The sequence below is a fragment of the Labrys miyagiensis genome, from assembly GCF_030160835.1.
Classification (GTDB): Bacteria; Pseudomonadota; Alphaproteobacteria; order Rhizobiales; family Labraceae; genus Labrys; species Labrys miyagiensis.
This window is the reverse complement of the sequence record NZ_BSPC01000029.1, coordinates 15,424-32,304: the sequence shown is the minus strand read 5'-3', so window position 1 is coordinate 32,304 and position 16,881 is coordinate 15,424. Positions and strand designations below refer to the sequence as shown.

Genomic DNA, 16,881 nt, shown 5'->3' with positions numbered 1-16,881 from the left:
TGGGCTCGTCGCTTCTATCGTGCATCAAATCATTCCTGCAGATACAAGGGGCAGCGCGACCAGGATTGTTGATCCTGACCTCACGGCAATATCAGCTCAGCCCGCCCGCTCCAGCTCCGCATAGAAGGCATAGCCCCGGCAGATCTTGTCCGTCCTCAGCCTCAGCCCCTTGCGTTCGGCGATCTCGGCCAGTGCCGGGCCCATCTCGGCGATCGGGTGTACCTGGTAGTGCGCGAGCCAGGCGAAGAGGAAGCGCTTGAACCAGGCCGGCAGTTCGTCCTGCTGGCCGAAATCGACGATCAGCAGGCGCCCGCCGGGCTTGAGGCTGGAGGTGGCGCGTTCGAGCACGGCGCGCCAGTCGGGGATCATCGACAGCGTATAGGAGATGTAGATGCGCTCGAAGCCCTGGCGCCCGAACATCGTCGGCTCGAAACGCGTGGCGTCCGCCTGGGCCACGGTGACGCGGCCGAGATTGTGGCGGGCGAGCGAGCGCTTCGTCGTCTCCAGCATGGCCGTGGAGATGTCGAAGCCGTAGAGCGGCGTCGCCGGATAGCGCCTGGCGACGGCCACAAGGTTGCGCCCCGTGCCGCAGCCGATCTCCAGGATCGCATCGCCGGCGCCGGGCTTGATCGAGGCGATCAGCCGGTCGCGGCCGAGCAGATAATATTTGCGCGTGAGATCATAGATATAGCGCTGGTAGCGATAGATCCGGTTCATGGCCTCGGCGGCCTGGGCCGACGACTTGATCTCTGGTTGCGCGCTCAATGGACCGTCCTGAGCTCATAGAGGTGGAAGCCGCCATAGATGGCCGAACGATCGCGGGCGGTCAATTCGCGGCAGCGCTCGCGGTCATAGGACCAGCGGGCTAGGAGATCGCTGGGGATGCGGCCCGGCAGCAGGCTGTCCTCGGCGGCGGTGCGGAAGATGACGCGGGCGCCGGGGCGTGCGGTGCGGGTGATTTCGCTCCACAGCTTGGTGAGGATCGGGTCCGTCATCCAGTCCTGCGCGTCGAGCAGGACATAGGCATCCAGGCTTGCGGCGGGCTGGGCCTTGAGATGATCGATCAGGTTGACATGGCGCACATCGATGCGGCTGGCGCGGCTTTTCACCGCCTCGTAGGCACCTGATTCGAGATAGGGCGGCACCGGGCCGTCACCCTCGGGCTTGTAGCCGCGGCCAAAGGCCTGCCAGGCGAAATAATTGTTCTTGAGATCGAAGTCGCAGGCGAGGCGCTCCAGCCTCTCGCGCAGCACATCGGCGATTTCGCCGCCATCGCTGGCGGCTTCGGCGAGGGCGTCATATTGCGCCGGCGGGATGCCGAGGCCGTAGAGCGAGGCGCGGCGGCGGGTGAGCCACTTGATGTGCGGGCGGTCGAACAGGGGCGCGATGCGCTCGTCGAAGACCCGGCGCTGTTCGGCGAGATCGCGCGCCGCCAGGAGATCGCCCGGATTGATGCGGTGCAGCTTGCCAAGGAAATGGCCGAGGCCGATGAAGCGCCCGAGCAGGCCGTGGCGATAGAGATTCTTGGCAAAATAGCCGATGCGCTTGCGGCCGAGCGTGTCGCGGCCGTTCCAATAGGCGCGGGTATCTTCATCGAGATGGGCGCGCAGATGGCCCTCATAGGCCGCGATATTGCCGTGCTTGCCGGCCCGGGCGAAGAAGTCGAAGAAGGCATCGTGATCGGGCAGGTGCTGGGCGGCGGCGATCTTGAGCTTGTTCAGCGCGATGTGGTGGCGGTTGAGATCGACGGCGGTGATGGCGGCCGGATTGGCGGTGAGATAGCTCATCACATTGCAGCCGCCGGAGGCGATGGCGACGAGCCGGTCATCCGGCTTGAGAGCGAGCGCTTCCATGTCGATCTCGGGATCTTCCCAGATCTGGGCATAGACCAGGCCGCTGAAGGCGAGGGTGAAGAGCCGGTCCTGGATGCCGCGGAGCGACAGCAATTTATGGTGTTCGACTGCCTGCTTCACATGCCCCTTCGCCGGGCCACGCGCTTCAACCGTGCTCACATCCGCTATCCCTATCTTCGTCGCTCTCAGGGAATCCGAGTCACGACGCTGGCTGTCGCGGATACGACTTAGGGATGACGATGGGATGACGGATGTCCTGGGGCGAGGATACAATGTGTTGGGAATTGCTGCGCCCCCGGGTTGCGCTGGGCACATCGGAACCTCAACAGGGACAGGAGCATCGCGGATGTCTGCCACCGACAAGCTCTTCACCGGATCCATCCCTGGGATTTACGACACCTATCTGGTGCCGCTGATCTTCGAACCATATGCCGCGGACCTGGCACGACGGGTCGCGGATGCGTCTCCGACCCGAATTCTCGAGACTGCGGCGGGGACCGGTGTTGTAACGCGTGCGCTGGCCCCGCTTCTCGGAAAGGACGTTCGCTACATCGTCAGCGATCTGAACCAGGCCATGCTCGACAGGGCCGCCGCCAGGCAGAGCGCGGACGAGCGGCTAGCCTGGCGACAGGCGGATGCCCTGCACTTGCCCTTTGAGCCAGGCAGTTTCGATGCCGTCTGCTGTCAGTTTGGCGTGATGTTCTTTCCGGATAAGGTTGCCGGCTACCGGGAAGCGCTTCGCGTCCTCAAACCTGGCGGTCGCTTTGTCTTCAATGCGTGGGATCGCATCGAGGCCAATGACTTCGCTCGTCTGGTGACGGTGGCTGCAGAGGGCTATTTTCCAAGCGATCCGCCCCGGTTCCTGGCCCGAACGCCACATGGCTACCACGATATCGCGCAGATCGAAGCCGATCTGGGCAAGGCCGGCTTTTCAGCCATCGAGATCGTGACGCTTCAACACGAAAGCAGGGCTCCCAATGCCCGTGTCCCGGCAATCGCCTACTGTCAGGGCACGCCGTTGCGCAACGAGATCGAAGCCCGCGACCCGCAAGCCCTGGAGGCCGTCACCAGCCGGGCCGCGCAGGCGATCGCGAGGGAGTTCGGCGAAGGACCGGTCTGCGGAAAGATCCAGGCGCATGTGATCGTTGCACGCGCCTAGGGATCGTTAAAAAATAAGTGCTTCAAGCGTGACGCTTGCGCGCCTCTCCTGCTCGCTGAACACCGGCTTGCCGAGTCACGGATTTCTTGACGATCCCCAGGCGTCAGCTTCTTTGGCCTCCGCCACTTGTTCACCGCAACGCACAAACGCTCTCGTTCCCACGCCCTCCCGGGCTGGGTTGATGAAGAGAAACCGGGCGATGGCGGCTGCAGGGCAGCCGTGAAAGCAGAATCATGGAAGATGCAGGCCGCACTGTCGGTGCGAGCCGCCATCGCCCCGTTCCGGTCGCCTGGCGCGCTGACAAGGCGTGCAAGGCCACCTGTTTTTCCGCCTTCTGCAGGCGGAGGCGAGCCGGGAGCGGATGGCACGGACCATCCGAACCTGACCAGCCGGCTCGATGAAGGGGCTCAGCGCTGCAGTCCTGGCCGGACAGTGGCATGAGCCGTCTTCACCGCATCGGCGGGGCATGGGGATGAAGGCGTTGCCGGGCTCAAGCCCGTCACGCTCCGTCCAGGGATCTTGATCGCGTGGTCTTTCCATCGCGAGGCACTTCCATGGGGTGCCGATCCCGTCTGTCCCGCGCATCACCCCCGGAGGCCGGCTTCGAAAGAAGCAGGACCGCCGCACGCCTACCGCGTGGATAGGCTTTCGGGGTGGATGGAAGCGTTCGGAGCCGGGTTGATCATACGCCGGCTGCTGACGCTTCATTCCGTTAGGGAATAAAGCATGGCAACGAACGGAAGTCAAGATCCGTTCATTTTATGTTCAACGTAATCCAACGCCTGTGTCATCGGCGGAGGAGGGGGCCACGCAGAGCACCATCGATTGACACGAGCACTGACGAGCGGTTTGACCGGGTACCCAAGGGATCGCTTGAAGACAAGCGCTTCAAGCGCCGCGCCTCTCCCGCACTGTCAACACCGGCTTTCCGATTCACTTATTTTTTATGGCCCCGTAGAGTGCTTTATCTTCATATCGAATAGCCAGGAATCGCAAATTCGCGCCGAACGCTTCTATTCCGCCGCCTCCAGAGTCTTGCCGAGCGCCGCCGCCATCAGGGCCTTGGTATAGGCCTGCCGTGGCGCGTCGAAGATCTGGCGCGTCGGCCCTTCCTCGACGATGCGTCCCTCGCGCATGACGATCACGTAGTCGGAGAGGGCTCTCACCACTGCGAGATCGTGGCTGATGAAGAGGTAGGAAAGATCATGCGCGGCCTGCAGCTCGCGCAGCAATTCCACGATCTGCTTCTGCACCGAGCGGTCGAGGGCCGAGGTCGGCTCGTCCAGCACCACGACCTTCGGCATGAGAATCATCGCGCGGGCGATAGCGATACGCTGGCGCTGGCCGCCTGAGAATTCATGCGGATAGCGGTTGCGGGAAAGAGGATCGAGGCCAACCTCCGTCAGGGCCTGGATGGCGCGCTTGTCGCGCTCGGCGGCGGAAAGGTTCGGCTCATGCACCTTGAGCCCTTCGGTGACGATGGCGCCCACCGTCATGCGCGGCGACAGCGAGCCGTAGGGGTCCTGGAAGACGAGCTGCAGCGCCCGCCGCAGGGGCCGCATGCGCGTCTGGTCCGCTTTGGAGATGTCACTGCCGTCGAACAGGATGTGCCCCTGAGCGATATTCAGCCGCAGCAAGGCGCGGCCGAGGGTGGATTTGCCCGATCCGGATTCGCCGACGATGCCGATGGTCTGTCCCTGCTGCAGGCGCAGCGACACGCCATCCACCGCCTTGAGCTCGATGGCGGCATGGCGGCTGAACAGGCCCCCGCCGGGCAGATGGAAGCTGACCTTGACGTCCCGGCCCTCCAGCAGCACCGGTGCGCTCGCTCGCGGCGGCGCCTTGCTGCCCGTGGGCTCGGCCGCGAGCAGCATCTGCGTATAGGGGTTGCGTGGGCGGCTGAAGACCTCCTCGATCGGTCCCTCCTCCACCACCTCGCCATAGCGCATGACATAGACGCGGTCGGCAAAGCGCCGGACGACATTGAGGTCGTGACTGATGAAGACGATCGCCATGCCGAGCCGCTCGCGCAGATCCGCCAGCAGTGCGAGGATCTGCGCCTGCACGGTGACGTCGAGGGCGGTGGTCGGCTCGTCGGCGATGAGCACGTCCGGCTGGTTGGCGAGCGCCATGGCGATCATCACGCGCTGGCGCTGTCCGCCGGACATTTCGTGCGGATAGGCATCGACCCGCCGCTCGGGATGGGGAATGCCGACCAACCGAAGCAGCTCGATCACTTGCTTGCGGGCCTCGGCGTAGCCGATGCCCTGGTGATGCACGATCGGCTCGGCCACCTGGCGGCCGATGCGATAGAGCGGGTCGAGCGAGGTCATCGGCTCCTGGAAGATCATGGTGATCTTGGCGCCGCGCACCTTGTTGAGGTCCTTCGGCCTGAGCCCGAGCAATTCGCGCCCGCGATATCGGGCCGAACCGGTCGCACGGCCATTGCCGGCCAGAAGTCCCATGGTCGCCATCATGGTCTGGCTCTTGCCGGACCCGGATTCGCCGACGATGGCGACGGTCTCGCCACGCCGTACCTTGATGTCGACGCCCTTGACGGCGCGAAGTTCGCCATCGGGTGTCGAGAAACGCACGTCGAGGCCCGAAATGTCGAGAACGGTCTCGTTGTCTTCCGGCTTGGTCACGTCGGCGGTCGCCATATCAACGGTCCTTGGGATCGAGGGCGTCGCGCAGGCCGTCGCCGATGAAGTTGAGGCAGAACAGCGTGGTGACGAAGAAGGCGGCGGGGCAGATCAGCAGCCAGGGCGCCGCCTGCATGGAGCCGGCGCCGATGGCGATGAGGGCCCCCCAGCTCGTCAGTGGCTCCTGCACGCCGAGGCCGAGGAAGGAGAGGAAGCTCTCCAGCAGGATGACGCGCGGGATACGCACGGTGAGGAAGATCACCACCTGCCCGATGGTGTTGGGGATGATGTGCTGGCGGATCACCGCCCAGTCCGAAAGGCCCATGGCATGGGCTGCGGCGACGAATTCGCGCCGCTTCAGCGACAGCGTCTGGCCGCGCACGATGCGCGCCATGTCGAGCCACTCGATGGCGCCGATGGCCACGAAGATCAGCACGAAGTTGCGGCCGAAATAGACCACCAGCAGGATGACGAAGAAGGTGAAGGGCAGGGAATAGAGGATCTCGACGAAGCGCATCATCACATTGTCGGTGCGCCCGCCGGCAAAGCCGGAGATCGCGCCATAGGTGACGCCGAGCAAGAGGCTGACCAGGCTCGCCAGCATGCCGACCAGCAGCGAGATCTGGCCGCCGAGCATGATGCGCGAGAGCAGGTCGCGCCCGTTGGCGTCCGTGCCGAGCAGGAAATACTGCCCGTTGATATCGCCCTTGACCACCAGGGTGCGGCCGTCGTCACGGCTCTCCGCCACCGCGGCATTCTCGAACTCATTAACGCGGTCGACATAGCGGGTGACCCGCGGATCGATCTTCTTGTCCGAGGAGAAGGTGGCGGTGAAGCTGGAGCCGGAGGTTTCGAAACTGTCGAGCTTCACCCGAGCCTGTTCGGCGACATGCGTGATGACGTCCGTCAGGGTGTCCTTTTGCGGATAGGGTGACAGGCTCGGCGGCACGTTCACATAGGATTCGAAGACCTGGTCGTAGTGATGCGGCGCCACCAGCGGGCCTAGGACGCAGAAGAGGGCGATGGCGGCGAACACCACCAGGCTGACCATGGCGGCGATGTTGCGGCGCAGGCGCAGCATCGCAAGCTGGAACAGGCTGCGGCTCCGGCCGCTCGTGCCCTGGGGCGTGATGGCGGCGTCAGTCATAGCGAACCCTCGGATCGAGCAGGGCATAGATGAGGTCGACGGCGAGGTTGAAGACGATGATGAACACCGAGACCAGCACGACGGTCGCCATCACCAGCGTATAGTCGCGGTTGAGGGCGCCCGTGACGAAATAGCGTCCCACCCCGGGAATGCCGAAAATGGTCTCCACTACGGCGGAGCCGGTGAGGAGCTGGGCTGCCGCCGGCGCGAGATAGGTGATGCAGGGGAGCAGCCCGGCGCGCATGGCATGGGCGAAGACCAGCACCCGGCTGGGCAGGCCATAGGCGCGAGCGGTGCGGATATGGTCGGTCCTCAGCGATTCGAGCATGGAGCCGCGCATCAGCCGGGCGAACACCGCCATTTCCGGCAAGGCGAGGGCGATCATCGGCAGGACGAGGAAGCGCGGCGAGCCGTCGCCCCAACCCCCGCCCGGAAGCCAGCCCAGCATGACCGCGAAGATCAGCGCCAGCACGGGCCCGACCACGAAGTTGGGCACGGTGATGCCGATATTGGCAACGCTCATCACCAGGACGTCGATGATCGAATTCTGGCGCAGCGCCGCTATGGTGCCCATGGTGAGGCCGCCACCGACGGCGATCAGCAAGGCGAAGGAGCCCAATGTCAGCGAATAGGGCAGGCTCTGCTTCATCAATTCCAGGATGGTAAAGTCACGATAGATGTAGCTCGGGCCGAAATCCCCCTGCACGACATTGACCATATAGCGCAGATATTGCTGCCAGAGCGGCTCGTCGAGGTGATAGGCCCGGTTCATGTTCTCCAGGATCTGAGGCGGCAGCGGCCGCTCCATGTTGAAGGGACCGCCGGGGGCGAACCGCATCAGGAAGAAGGAGATCGTGATCACCAGGAACAGGGTCGGTACCGCGCTGGCGAACCGACGCAGGATGAAGCGGAGCATAAGGCCTCCTCAGGGGGTGAGGGCGCGGGCGGAGAACGGCAGCGGACGGAAAGCGTCAGCCTGAACCTGGAGAGGTGCCGCTTTTGTCATGCCCGGGCTTGACCCGGGCATCCAATCCAGGCGGCGCGCTGGCTGGATTGCCGGGACAAGCCCGGCAATGACAAAGCGCAGAGGCCTTCGTCAGGCTGCCGTCGCTCGTGCCGCCCGGATTATTCCTTGCTGAGGAAGCGCGTCAGGTGCTGGTTGGCGGCGTTGTCGTGCCAGCCCTTGATCTTGCTGGAGACCAGCCAGAAATCGGCATAGGTCATCAGCGGGGCCATGGCGCCGTCCTTGAGGCCGAGGGCTTCGGCATCGTGCAGGATCTGCATGCGCTTCGCCGGATCGCGCTCGGCATAGGACTTGGCCATCAGCGCGTCGAAGTCCGGATTGGAGTAGTGCGTCCAGTTCAGGCTCTTGGTGTTGCTGGCGAGCAGGAACAGGAAGTTCTCGGGGTCGGCGTAATCGGCCACCCAGCCGGTGCGGGCGACGTCATAGGAGCCGCCATCCTGGATATAGGCGTAGTGGGTCTTGACGTCCGAGTTGAGGATGGTGACCTCGGCGCCCAGCCCCTTCCACATATCGGCGATGGCGGTCGCCACCTTCTTGTGGTTTTCCTGCGTGTTGTAGCGGATCTCGATCTTCAGCGGCTTGCCGCCGGGGCCGTAGCCGGCTTCCTTCAGGAGCTCGGCCGCCTTGTCCTCGCGGTCGAGCTGCGACATGTCGGCGTAATCGAGTTCGGCCGGCGTGTAGCCCGCGATGCCCTCGGGCACCAGGCTGTAGAAGGGCAGTTGCGCGCCGTTGTAGATTTTCTGCGAGAGGAAGTCGCGGTCGACGGCCATGGAGAGGGCCTGGCGCACCTTGGCATCGTTGAAGGGCGGCTTGCGTACGTCGAAGACGTAGTAATAGGTCGACAGCGACTGGGAGACATGCACCTGGTCGCCCAGCTTGTCGCGCAGGAACTTGAGCTGGTCGGCCTGGAAATTGTAGTTCACGTCGAACTCGCCGGCGAGGAAGCGGCGCACCTGGGCGGCATTGTCCTCGGTGGGGTAGGAGACGACCTTATCGATCTTCACATTGGCCGCATCCCAGTAATTGGGATTCTTGACCATGGTGATGTGGTCATTGGCGACGTTCTCGCTCAGCATATAGGCCCCGTTCGAGACCATGTTGCCCGGCTTGACGAAGTCCGCCTTGTATTTCTCGTAATTCTTCTTGTTGACGGCGAGCGCGGTCTGATGCGCGAGCAGCTGAAGGAAATAGGGCGTGGGCCGCTCCAGCGTGATCTCCAGCGTCTTGGCGTCGACGGCCTTCAGGCCGAGCTGGTCGAGCCCCATCTTGCCGGTGTTGATCGCCTCGGCATTCTTGATGGGGTAGAGAATGTTGGCGTAGCCCGAGGCCTCCTTCGGATCCACGACGCGGCCGAGCGTGAAGACGAAATCGTCAGCCGTGACCGGCTCGCCATTCGACCATTTGGCGTTTTCGCGGATCTTGAAGGTGTAGACGGTGCCGTCCGGCGAAAGGGTCCAGCTCTCGGCGGAGCCGGGAATGATCTTGCCATAGGGATCGTAAACCGTGAGGCCCTCATTGAGGTCCTTGAGCACGAATTCCTCGACATTGATCGAGGTGTGAGCCGAGTCGAGCGTCTGGGGCTCGCCGCCATTGCCTTTGTAGAGCACGGTTTCCGCAAAGGCCGGCAGGGCTAGGCCGCCGAGGAGACTGGTCGCCAGGGCAAGTGCGAAGATGCGGGTCTTGAAGGCTTTGGTCATGTGGAAACACCCCTCTGAAACCGGTTCCATCCGGTTGTTGGTTGATGACGCGCAGTAAAGGCCCTCTTCGTCGCAACGGCAACCCGCGAATTTTGACACATGAGCCGGGGGCGGTGCGGCCGCCTCCCTTTTCGGCGTGAGGTCGCGCACGGACGTTCGGATATTTCCGCGTGATCGATTTACGACGCAATCTTCGCCAAGGTCGTCACGGCCTGGCGAGCGAAGCGTTGCGGGAGAAAAAATGCCCGGATTGGCCGCCGCTTGTGGATAAGCATGGGATGACCGCCGGTTCGATGGCTATCGCGCGGCCGAAATCCGCGACTCCGGAGGTGCTGGCGGACAAATGATACCGGATCTGGCGGTGACACGCCGTTCAGTTGAACAGGCTGGAAACGCTCTCTTCGGAAGCGGTGCGGCCGATGGCCTCGCCGATCAGCGGCGCGATCGAGATGACGCGAATGTTCTGGGCGACGCGCACGGCTTCGGTCGGCATGATCGAATCCGTGATCACCAGTTCGCGCAGCTTGGAGGAGGCGATGCGGGCAACGGCCCCGCCCGAGAGCACGCCATGGCTGATATAGGCAAGCACGTCCTTGGCGCCGCGCTCAAGCAGTGCTTCGGCGGCATTCACCAGCGTGCCGCCCGAATCGATGATGTCGTCGATCAGGATGCAGGTGCGGCCGGAGACGTCGCCGATCACGTTCATCACCTCGCTCTCGCCGGCGCGCTCGCGGCGCTTGTCGACGATGGCGAGCGGGGCATCGATGCGCTTGGCGAGCGCGCGGGCGCGCACCACGCCGCCGACGTCGGGCGACACCACCATGAGCTTGGAAAGCTCCATGCGGCCCTTGATGTCGCGTTCCATCACCGGCGCGGCGAAGAGATTGTCGGTTGGGATGTCGAAGAAGCCCTGGATCTGGCCGGCGTGGAGATCGAGGGTGAGCACGCGGTCGGCGCCGGCATTGGTGATGATGTTGGCGACGAGCTTGGCGGAGATCGGCGTGCGGCCCGAGGCGCGCCGGTCCTGGCGGGCGTAGCCGAAATAGGGGATCACCGCGGTGATGCGCCTCGCCGAGGAGCGGCGCAGGGCATCCATGATGATCAGCAATTCCATCAGGTGGTCGTTGGTGGGAAAGGAGGTCGACTGGATGACGAAGACATCCGCGCCGCGCACATTTTCCTGGATCTCGACGAAGATTTCCATGTCGGCGAAACGGCGCACCGAGCACTTCGTCAGCGGGGTCTTCAGATAGGCGGCAATCGATTCGGCCAGCGCGCGATTGGAATTGCCGCAGACGAGCTTGATCTCGCCCGAGCCGTGGCCCCTGTCACCTGCCGCCATGAAGCCGGCTCCCGCTTGCGTGAAACTTAGAGCGGCTCTTAGCAAGCGCTCGCGCCCGGGACAATGGGGCGTCACAAGGAGTTCACACTTGCATGGGTGGGTTGCTGGGAGCGCGGACGTCTCGTCCGCTCTTGAAACGGTGGCGTTTCATACACGGGCCGCGGCTTTCACACCGATTCTGGCCTATTCGTAAGCGGAGCGGTTCAAGAGCGGACGAGACGTCCGCGCTCCCAGCTACTTCATCACCAGCCCGGCATCGTGCCCATTCAGCACCTCGCTGCCCGTGAGCGTGGTCAGGCTGGTGCGGCCCAGGCACATTGCCGTGCCGCTTTGCGAATCCATCAGGATCATATGGGCGAACATCACCATGCCCGGCTCCAGCACCCAGTCATTGCCCTCGTAGAACATCGGCCAATCCATCCAGGACGGTGTGAACTTGGCGCCGAGGGAATAGCCGCAGGCGGCGAGGCGGTGGTTTTCGAGGCCATGAGCGTCCATCACGTGGGCATGGGCGGCGAAGACATCGCCGGCGGTGCGGCCGGGGCGGATCTCGGCTTCGCAGGCAAGCAGGGCTTCATGCGCCGCGATGTAGAGCTCGCTGTGGCGGGGCGAGACGTCGCCCACCGTGATCGTACGCATCAGCGCCGCGTGGTAGTGGCGATAGACGCCGGCGAATTCGAGGGTGATCTGGTCGCGCGCGTCGAGCTTGCGGCGGCCGGCCTTGTAGCGGCAGAGCAGGGCATCGCGCCCCGAGCCGATGATGAACTCGTTGGCGGGATAGTCGCCGCCCGCAGAGAAGATGGCATTGTGCTGGGCGGCGAGGATGTCGCCCTCGTCGGCGCCGGCATGCACGGCGGCGATGCCGGCGGCATCGGCAGCGTCCGACAGGCGGGCGGCCTCGCGCACATAGACGATCTCGGCCGCCGACTTCACGGCGCGAAGGCGCGTGATGATTTCGGAGGCGTCGGTGAGTTCGTAATCCCCGGCAAAAGCGGCCTCGAGCTTCCGGCCATTGGCATGAGTGAGGCCGTAGGAGTCGAATTCGACGCCGATGCGGCCTGTGGAGACGCCGAGATCCCTCGCCACCGCAAGCAACTGCTCGGCCGGCGTGGCGTCCTTGCGATCGGTCCAGACGCGGATATCGCCGAGGATGGAGGTGTGCTGAGCCTGCCTCAGATCCGCCGAGCGGGTGAGCAGCGCCATGCGCCCGTCGGCCCGCACCAGCAGAGACTGGAAGAAGCAGAAGCCGAAGGTGTCGTAGCCGGTGAGCCAATACATGCTCTCCTGCGCGAACAGCAGCATGGCATCGAGCTTGCGCGCCCCCATCTCGGTCAGGAGGCGTTGCAGGCGTGCGGAAAACTCATCCGTCGAAAAGTGAAGCATGTTGAAAAACCTCTGGAGCAAAATGCGTTCAGGTTGAAACCGTCTTCCAAATTAACTCATTGGCATCACAGCATTTCGCGATTCTTGGCGCTTCAATCTGAAGGTGAAGCACCCCGATCAGGAAGCGTGGACCGCTGCCTTAAGGGCAGGGATATCGGCCGTCTTGAGATAACGCGGGATATTGCCCCAGACGGCATGGTAGCCGAATTCGCCGCCGCGCATTTCGGCCAGCGCATCGTTCCTGCTCCAGCCCTCGACGATGACGCGATAAAGCGCGGAGATCAGGCCGGTGCGGTCGGAGCCGTGCTGGCAATGCAGGAGGACGGGCCCGTGCTTTTGCGCCTGCAGGACGGCGCGCAGGGCCTTGACCACATCCTCATCCTCGATGTTCCAGGTGTGGATGGGAATGCGGGTCAGCATGAGATGGTTGCCGCCGGCCAGCACGTCGTCGGCATGGAAGGCGCGCAGGCTGACAATGCTCTTCACACCAAGTTGGTGGCTGAGATTGGCGAAGCCTTCCTCAGTCGGCTGGGCCGAGCGGTAGAAGCTCGGTGTCACCCGATGCAGGTTCGGCACGCCTTCCAGCTCGACGGCTTCGGCCCAAGTCGCCGGCCTCGGTGCGGCGGCCGCCGCGATCTCAGATGTCGATGTCATCATCATTCCGATCGTAAGCGAGGCATAGCCCAATTGCAGCGCCGCGCGCCGCGAAAGGGGAGGCATAGGCTTCTCAGGCTTCATGCATCCACCAGGGCAATGCCATGCAGCAGGCGGCCATAGTCGGGCTCCTTGCGATGGGTCACGCGCCGATAGGAATAGAAGCGCTCTTCATCCTCGTAGGTGCACAGGCCGATATCCTCGAAGCGGCCGATGCCTGCCTTGCTCATGCGCATACCAATATAGGAGGGCAGGTCGAACATGGCATGGCCGTCCCTGGGGCTCGGGGTGAAGAAACGCCGGTTGTCCGGCTCCGACGCCACGAAACGCTCGACGAATTCGGGGCCGACCTCATAGGCGCTCCTCGAGATCATCGGCCCGAGCACGGCGGTGATGTTTTCCCGGCGCGCACCGAGCCCGACCATGGCGGCAATGGTCGCCTCCAGCACGCCGGTGAATGCACCCTTCCAGCCGGCATGCGCCGCGCCCACCACGCGGGCCTCGCTGTCGGCGAACAGCACCGGGCCGCAATCGGCGGTGGCCACGGCGATGGCGAGGTTCCTTTGCCGCGTGACCATGGCATCGACCTTGGGGGCGTTCTCGCGCGTCCAGGGTTCGGTGACGACAACCACATTCGGCGAATGCACCTGGTAGCAGGTGATGAAGCGCTCACGTGGCACGCCGAGGATCTCAGCCATGCGGCCGCGATTCTCCCGGACATGGTCGGGGTTGTCGCCGGAGCCGTTGCCGCCATTGAGCGAAGCGTAGATGCCATCCGAGACCCCGCCCTGCCGGGTGAAGAAGCCATGGCTGACGCCGGGCAGGTCGAGTGAGGGGTGGCGAAGGGCGATGGCGGGCGAATCGGACATGGGGGCAAGATCACGGCGATGGAAGTGGATGTCAAACCTCCGGGTGCGCGGGCATCTTGCCCGTTCTTGCCTTTCCTTCAAGCGGCAGGGTTCAAGAACGGGCAAGATGCCCGTACACCCGGACGCGATGCCATACGAGCTGTTAGCCATGTCAGGGAAAAGGCGTATACCAATATCAGCGAGCCCGCGACAGCCATGGACGTACGGCAGTGAGCCGTGTTTTGAGGCGGTTGGTTCGCGGCGCCAGCATGCCGTTTTCAGCCTAGGCTGGCGCCGGATCAAGATCATACAGGTGATGCCATGAAGATGACGAAACTATTGCCGGCCCTTGCTCTTACCGCTTTGCTCATCCCCGCCGCGGCCGGCTCGGCTCAGGCCGCCGTTCGAACCGGGACGCTGACCTGCGACATTGGCGGCGGTATCGGCGTGATCGTAGGTTCGAGCAAGCCTGTGGCCTGCCGCTATACATCTTTCGACGGCGAGACCGAGCTCTATAACGGCACCGTGCGCAAGCTCGGCGTCGATGTCGGCTTCACCTTGGCTGGCCGCATCGTCTGGGCGGTGTTCGAGCCGGGCCGCCACGGTTCACTGGGCGGCAATTATGCCGGTGTCTCGGCCGAGGCGACCGTGGGTGCGGGCGTGGGCGCCAATGTGCTGCTCGGCGGCGGCAATGGCGGTGTGACGCTGCAGCCGCTCTCCGTGCAGGGCCAGACCGGCCTGAACGCGGCGGCAGGCATAGGCACCCTCAACATCGAGCCGGTGGCGGCCGCCGTGGTGGTGACGCCGCACCGGGTCTATCATCATCGTCATCGCGTGCATCACTGCACCTGCACGACGAAGCACAAGCACCACTATTATCATCACCATTATTATCATCATCACACGGTGATGCACGTCCATCACTAGAGCAAAGCGCGTTTAAGCGTAAACGCTGCTTTGCTCTAACTCTTTGGTTCGACGCGTCTTTGCGATTCTTGCCGATTCCGTCAAATCGCAAAACGCTCTAGGCTTGAGGGGTAGCCAACGCGCAGGCAGCATGGAGGGGCGATCACCGATCGCCCTTTTCCTCTCCAAGCACGTGGCGTTTCTCAGAAGTCGATCTCACCCAGTTCGGCTTGGCCGAAGTGGCGGGATCGACACGCCGTGCTACGCTCCCGGCGCCGAGATGGCCAGCACCTTGAAAAGCGAGCCCATCGCCCTCGGCGCGTCGTCGGTGAGGCGTTCCAGCGCCCTGTCGATGGCTTCGGCCTGTTCGGGCGTGGCATGGCGCTTCAGGTTTGCCGCCATCGGCCGGATGCCGAGTTCGTTGAGGAACTGCGCCTGCGTCGTCAGGATGTCGATGGCAAGCTTCTTGTCCATGGCGATGCGCGCCAGGGTCTCGAAGCAGACATGGGTGGTCAGGTCGGCCTCGCCGGGGCGGGCGAGGGGGTCGACATGGGCATGCCCGGCCATGGCCTGGAGCGTATCGCCGACGCCGAGCTCGATATGACCATAGTCGATGATCAGCGCGGCGCCGCCGAAGCGGGCCAGGCGGGCCGAGAGTTCGGCCATCACCAGCGATCCCGCCTCGTGATATTCCAGGATGGTGCCGTCGAGTGCCTCGCCCTGCGGCGCTTGCGGCGCGGGCGCCGGTTCGGGTGCCAGGCCGAAGGCGAGTTCTCCGTCGCGAAGGCCGACGAGGCGTTCATGCCAGCGGCCGCCCTGATAGACCAGCTGGTGTATGGGCAGGGCGTCGAAGAACTCATTGGCGATGACGATGAGAGGCTGATCCGGCAGCGTCGAGAGATGGTCATGCCAGACAGGCCTGGTGCCGCGCAGAGCCTTGGCCTGGGCCTGGCGCAGCACAGGGCTGGTTTCGACGAGATGCACCTCGATTGCCCGCGCAAAGTCGGGCATCACCTTGCCGATGGCACGCAGCGCATCGGCCATCAGCGTGCCGCGGCCGGGGCCAAGCTCAACCAGGCTGAGGCGGGCGGGCGAGCCCAGGATCATCCAGCGATGCGTGGCCCACAGGCCGATGATCTCGCCGAACATCTGGCTGATCTCGGGCGAGGTGGTGAAATCGCCCGCCGCGCCGAGGGGGTCGCGCGTCATGTAATAGCCATGGCCGGGATGGCCGAGGGCAAGCGCCATGTAGCGGGCCACGCTGATCGGGCCCTCCTGGCGAATCAGGCCCTTGATCTCGATGGAGAGCGGGGTGTCGCTCATGCCGGCTGCGGCTTGCGCAGGAAGGCGTTGAGAATTAGGCCGATGCCGATGACGGCCATGGGCAGCGAATAGGCCTGTCCGATGGTGAGCACATTGTCGATGGCCCAGCCATCCGGCTCGCGGTACTGCTCGCAGAAGGAGCGGGCGGCGGCATAGCCGAGGCCGAACACGCCGGCGACCAGGCCCGGGCGCTTGAGCGCGCCGAGACGCGTCAGGGCGAACAGCGCCACAAAGAGCAGGATGCCCTCGGTCGCCGCCTCGTAGAGCTGGCTGGGATGGCGGGGCACGCCGCCGGCCTCCGGGTCCGGGAAGATCATCGCCCATGGCACATCGGTGGTTTGCCGGCCCCACAATTCGCCATTGATGAAATTGGCGATGCGCACCAGGAATATGCCGAAGGGCGCCACGGCGGCGATGACGTCGAGATAGGAGAGGACCGGGATCCTGTTGGCCCAGGCGTAGAGGATGATGGCGAGCGTCGCTCCGATCAGGCCGCCATGGAAGGCCATGCCGCCATGCCAGATCTGCGGGATCTCCCAGGGATTGGCGAAATAATAGCCGGGTGCGTAGAGCAGCACCTGCCCAAGCCTTCCGCCCAGCACCACGCCGAGCGTCACCCAGATCAGGAGGTCGTCGAGCTGGGCTGGGGTTCCCGGCTGCGCCGTCCACAGGCTGGTGTTGGCGACAAGCCGGCGCGCATACCACCAGCCGCCGAGCAGGCCGAAAATATAGCCCAGCGCATACCAGCGGATGAGGAGAGGTCCGATTTCGAGTGCGTAGATTCGCAGCGCCACGGGGCCGGCCTGGAACAGCACCGTGGTCGGGTCGGGCAGGGTTATGAATTGCTCGTACATGTCCGCCTTGTGTCGGCAAGATGTGACAGCGTCAAGGCGGATGCTTATA

The 16,881-nt window shown here is 64.1% G+C and carries 15 protein-coding genes; 3 read left to right on the top strand and 12 right to left on the bottom strand.

The genetic code is table 11. The features are described 5' to 3' along the window. Window positions 1-96: 96 nt before the first annotated feature. Together QQL24_RS17820 and QQL24_RS17815 are read right to left on the bottom strand one after the other, a co-directional pair. Complete coding sequence (locus QQL24_RS17820) at window positions 97-765, bottom strand: class I SAM-dependent methyltransferase (protein WP_284313641.1); 669 nt, start codon at window positions 763-765, stop codon at window positions 97-99. Next, window positions 762-2,012, bottom strand: coding sequence for a BtaA family protein (locus QQL24_RS17815; RefSeq protein WP_284313640.1), 1,251 nt, complete (start codon window positions 2,010-2,012; stop codon window positions 762-764). The genes QQL24_RS17820 and QQL24_RS17815 overlap by 4 nt, the downstream gene beginning before the upstream one ends. A 187-nt stretch (window positions 2,013-2,199) precedes the next feature. Between QQL24_RS17815 and QQL24_RS17810 the strand changes: the two genes are divergently transcribed. Then, window positions 2,200-3,012, top strand: a complete 813-nt coding sequence (locus QQL24_RS17810) for a class I SAM-dependent methyltransferase (RefSeq protein WP_284313639.1) — start codon at window positions 2,200-2,202, stop codon at window positions 3,010-3,012. A gap of 1,013 nt (window positions 3,013-4,025) precedes the next feature. Here QQL24_RS17810 and QQL24_RS17805 read toward each other — a convergent pair. The 4 genes from QQL24_RS17805 to QQL24_RS17790 all read right to left on the bottom strand — a co-directional run bounded on the left by QQL24_RS17805 (window position 4,026) and on the right by QQL24_RS17790 (window position 9,522). Beyond that, window positions 4,026-5,672, bottom strand: a complete 1,647-nt coding sequence (locus tag QQL24_RS17805; RefSeq protein ID WP_284313638.1) for an ABC transporter ATP-binding protein — start codon at window positions 5,670-5,672, stop codon at window positions 4,026-4,028. A gap of 1 nt (window position 5,673) precedes the next feature. Then, a complete protein-coding gene (locus QQL24_RS17800) occupies window positions 5,674-6,801 on the bottom strand; it encodes an ABC transporter permease subunit (protein ID WP_284313637.1) in 1,128 nt (375 codons plus the stop codon). Continuing rightward, a complete protein-coding gene (gene oppB / locus QQL24_RS17795) occupies window positions 6,794-7,717 on the bottom strand; it encodes an oligopeptide ABC transporter permease OppB (RefSeq protein ID WP_284313636.1) in 924 nt (307 codons plus the stop codon). The genes QQL24_RS17800 and oppB overlap by 8 nt, the downstream gene beginning before the upstream one ends. A gap of 209 nt (window positions 7,718-7,926) precedes the next feature. Then, window positions 7,927-9,522: a peptide ABC transporter substrate-binding protein gene (locus QQL24_RS17790; RefSeq protein WP_284313635.1), complete on the bottom strand. Its 1,596-nt coding sequence runs from the start codon at window positions 9,520-9,522 to the stop codon at window positions 7,927-7,929. A gap of 170 nt (window positions 9,523-9,692) precedes the next feature. Between QQL24_RS17790 and QQL24_RS17785 the strand changes: the two genes are divergently transcribed. Beyond that, window positions 9,693-9,869 carry a hypothetical protein gene (locus tag QQL24_RS17785; RefSeq protein WP_284313634.1) on the top strand — a complete coding sequence of 59 codons (177 nt, stop codon included), beginning with the start codon at window positions 9,693-9,695 and terminating at the stop codon, window positions 9,867-9,869. A 26-nt stretch (window positions 9,870-9,895) separates the two neighbouring features. On the opposite strand, the gene QQL24_RS17780 is transcribed toward QQL24_RS17785, so the two are convergent. From QQL24_RS17780 to pgeF, 4 genes are all read right to left on the bottom strand, one after another. Next, complete coding sequence (locus QQL24_RS17780) at window positions 9,896-10,864, bottom strand: ribose-phosphate pyrophosphokinase (RefSeq protein ID WP_284313633.1); 969 nt, start codon at window positions 10,862-10,864, stop codon at window positions 9,896-9,898. Between the two features lie 234 nt (window positions 10,865-11,098). After that, on the bottom strand, window positions 11,099-12,247 hold the full coding sequence (locus QQL24_RS17775; RefSeq protein WP_284313632.1) for a M24 family metallopeptidase: 1,149 nt from the start codon (window positions 12,245-12,247) through the stop codon (window positions 11,099-11,101). A gap of 117 nt (window positions 12,248-12,364) precedes the next feature. Next, complete coding sequence (locus tag QQL24_RS17770) at window positions 12,365-12,901, bottom strand: fused DSP-PTPase phosphatase/NAD kinase-like protein (RefSeq protein WP_284313631.1); 537 nt, start codon at window positions 12,899-12,901, stop codon at window positions 12,365-12,367. An 80-nt stretch (window positions 12,902-12,981) separates the two neighbouring features. Then, entirely contained in the window at window positions 12,982-13,770 is a 789-nt protein-coding gene (gene pgeF, locus QQL24_RS17765) for a peptidoglycan editing factor PgeF (RefSeq protein WP_284313630.1), read from the bottom strand. A gap of 300 nt (window positions 13,771-14,070) precedes the next feature. Between pgeF and QQL24_RS17760 the strand changes: the two genes are divergently transcribed. After that, on the top strand, window positions 14,071-14,676 hold the full coding sequence (locus QQL24_RS17760; protein ID WP_431310703.1) for a DUF992 domain-containing protein: 606 nt from the start codon (window positions 14,071-14,073) through the stop codon (window positions 14,674-14,676). 240 nt (window positions 14,677-14,916) lie between these two features. Here the strand turns inward: QQL24_RS17760 and QQL24_RS17755 are convergent, their stop codons facing one another. Continuing rightward, on the bottom strand, window positions 14,917-15,978 hold the full coding sequence (locus QQL24_RS17755; protein ID WP_284313629.1) for a class I SAM-dependent methyltransferase: 1,062 nt from the start codon (window positions 15,976-15,978) through the stop codon (window positions 14,917-14,919). After that, window positions 15,975-16,832, bottom strand: a complete 858-nt coding sequence (gene lgt, locus QQL24_RS17750) for a prolipoprotein diacylglyceryl transferase (protein WP_284313628.1) — start codon at window positions 16,830-16,832, stop codon at window positions 15,975-15,977. The genes QQL24_RS17755 and lgt overlap by 4 nt, the downstream gene beginning before the upstream one ends. Window positions 16,833-16,881: the final 49 nt, after the last annotated feature.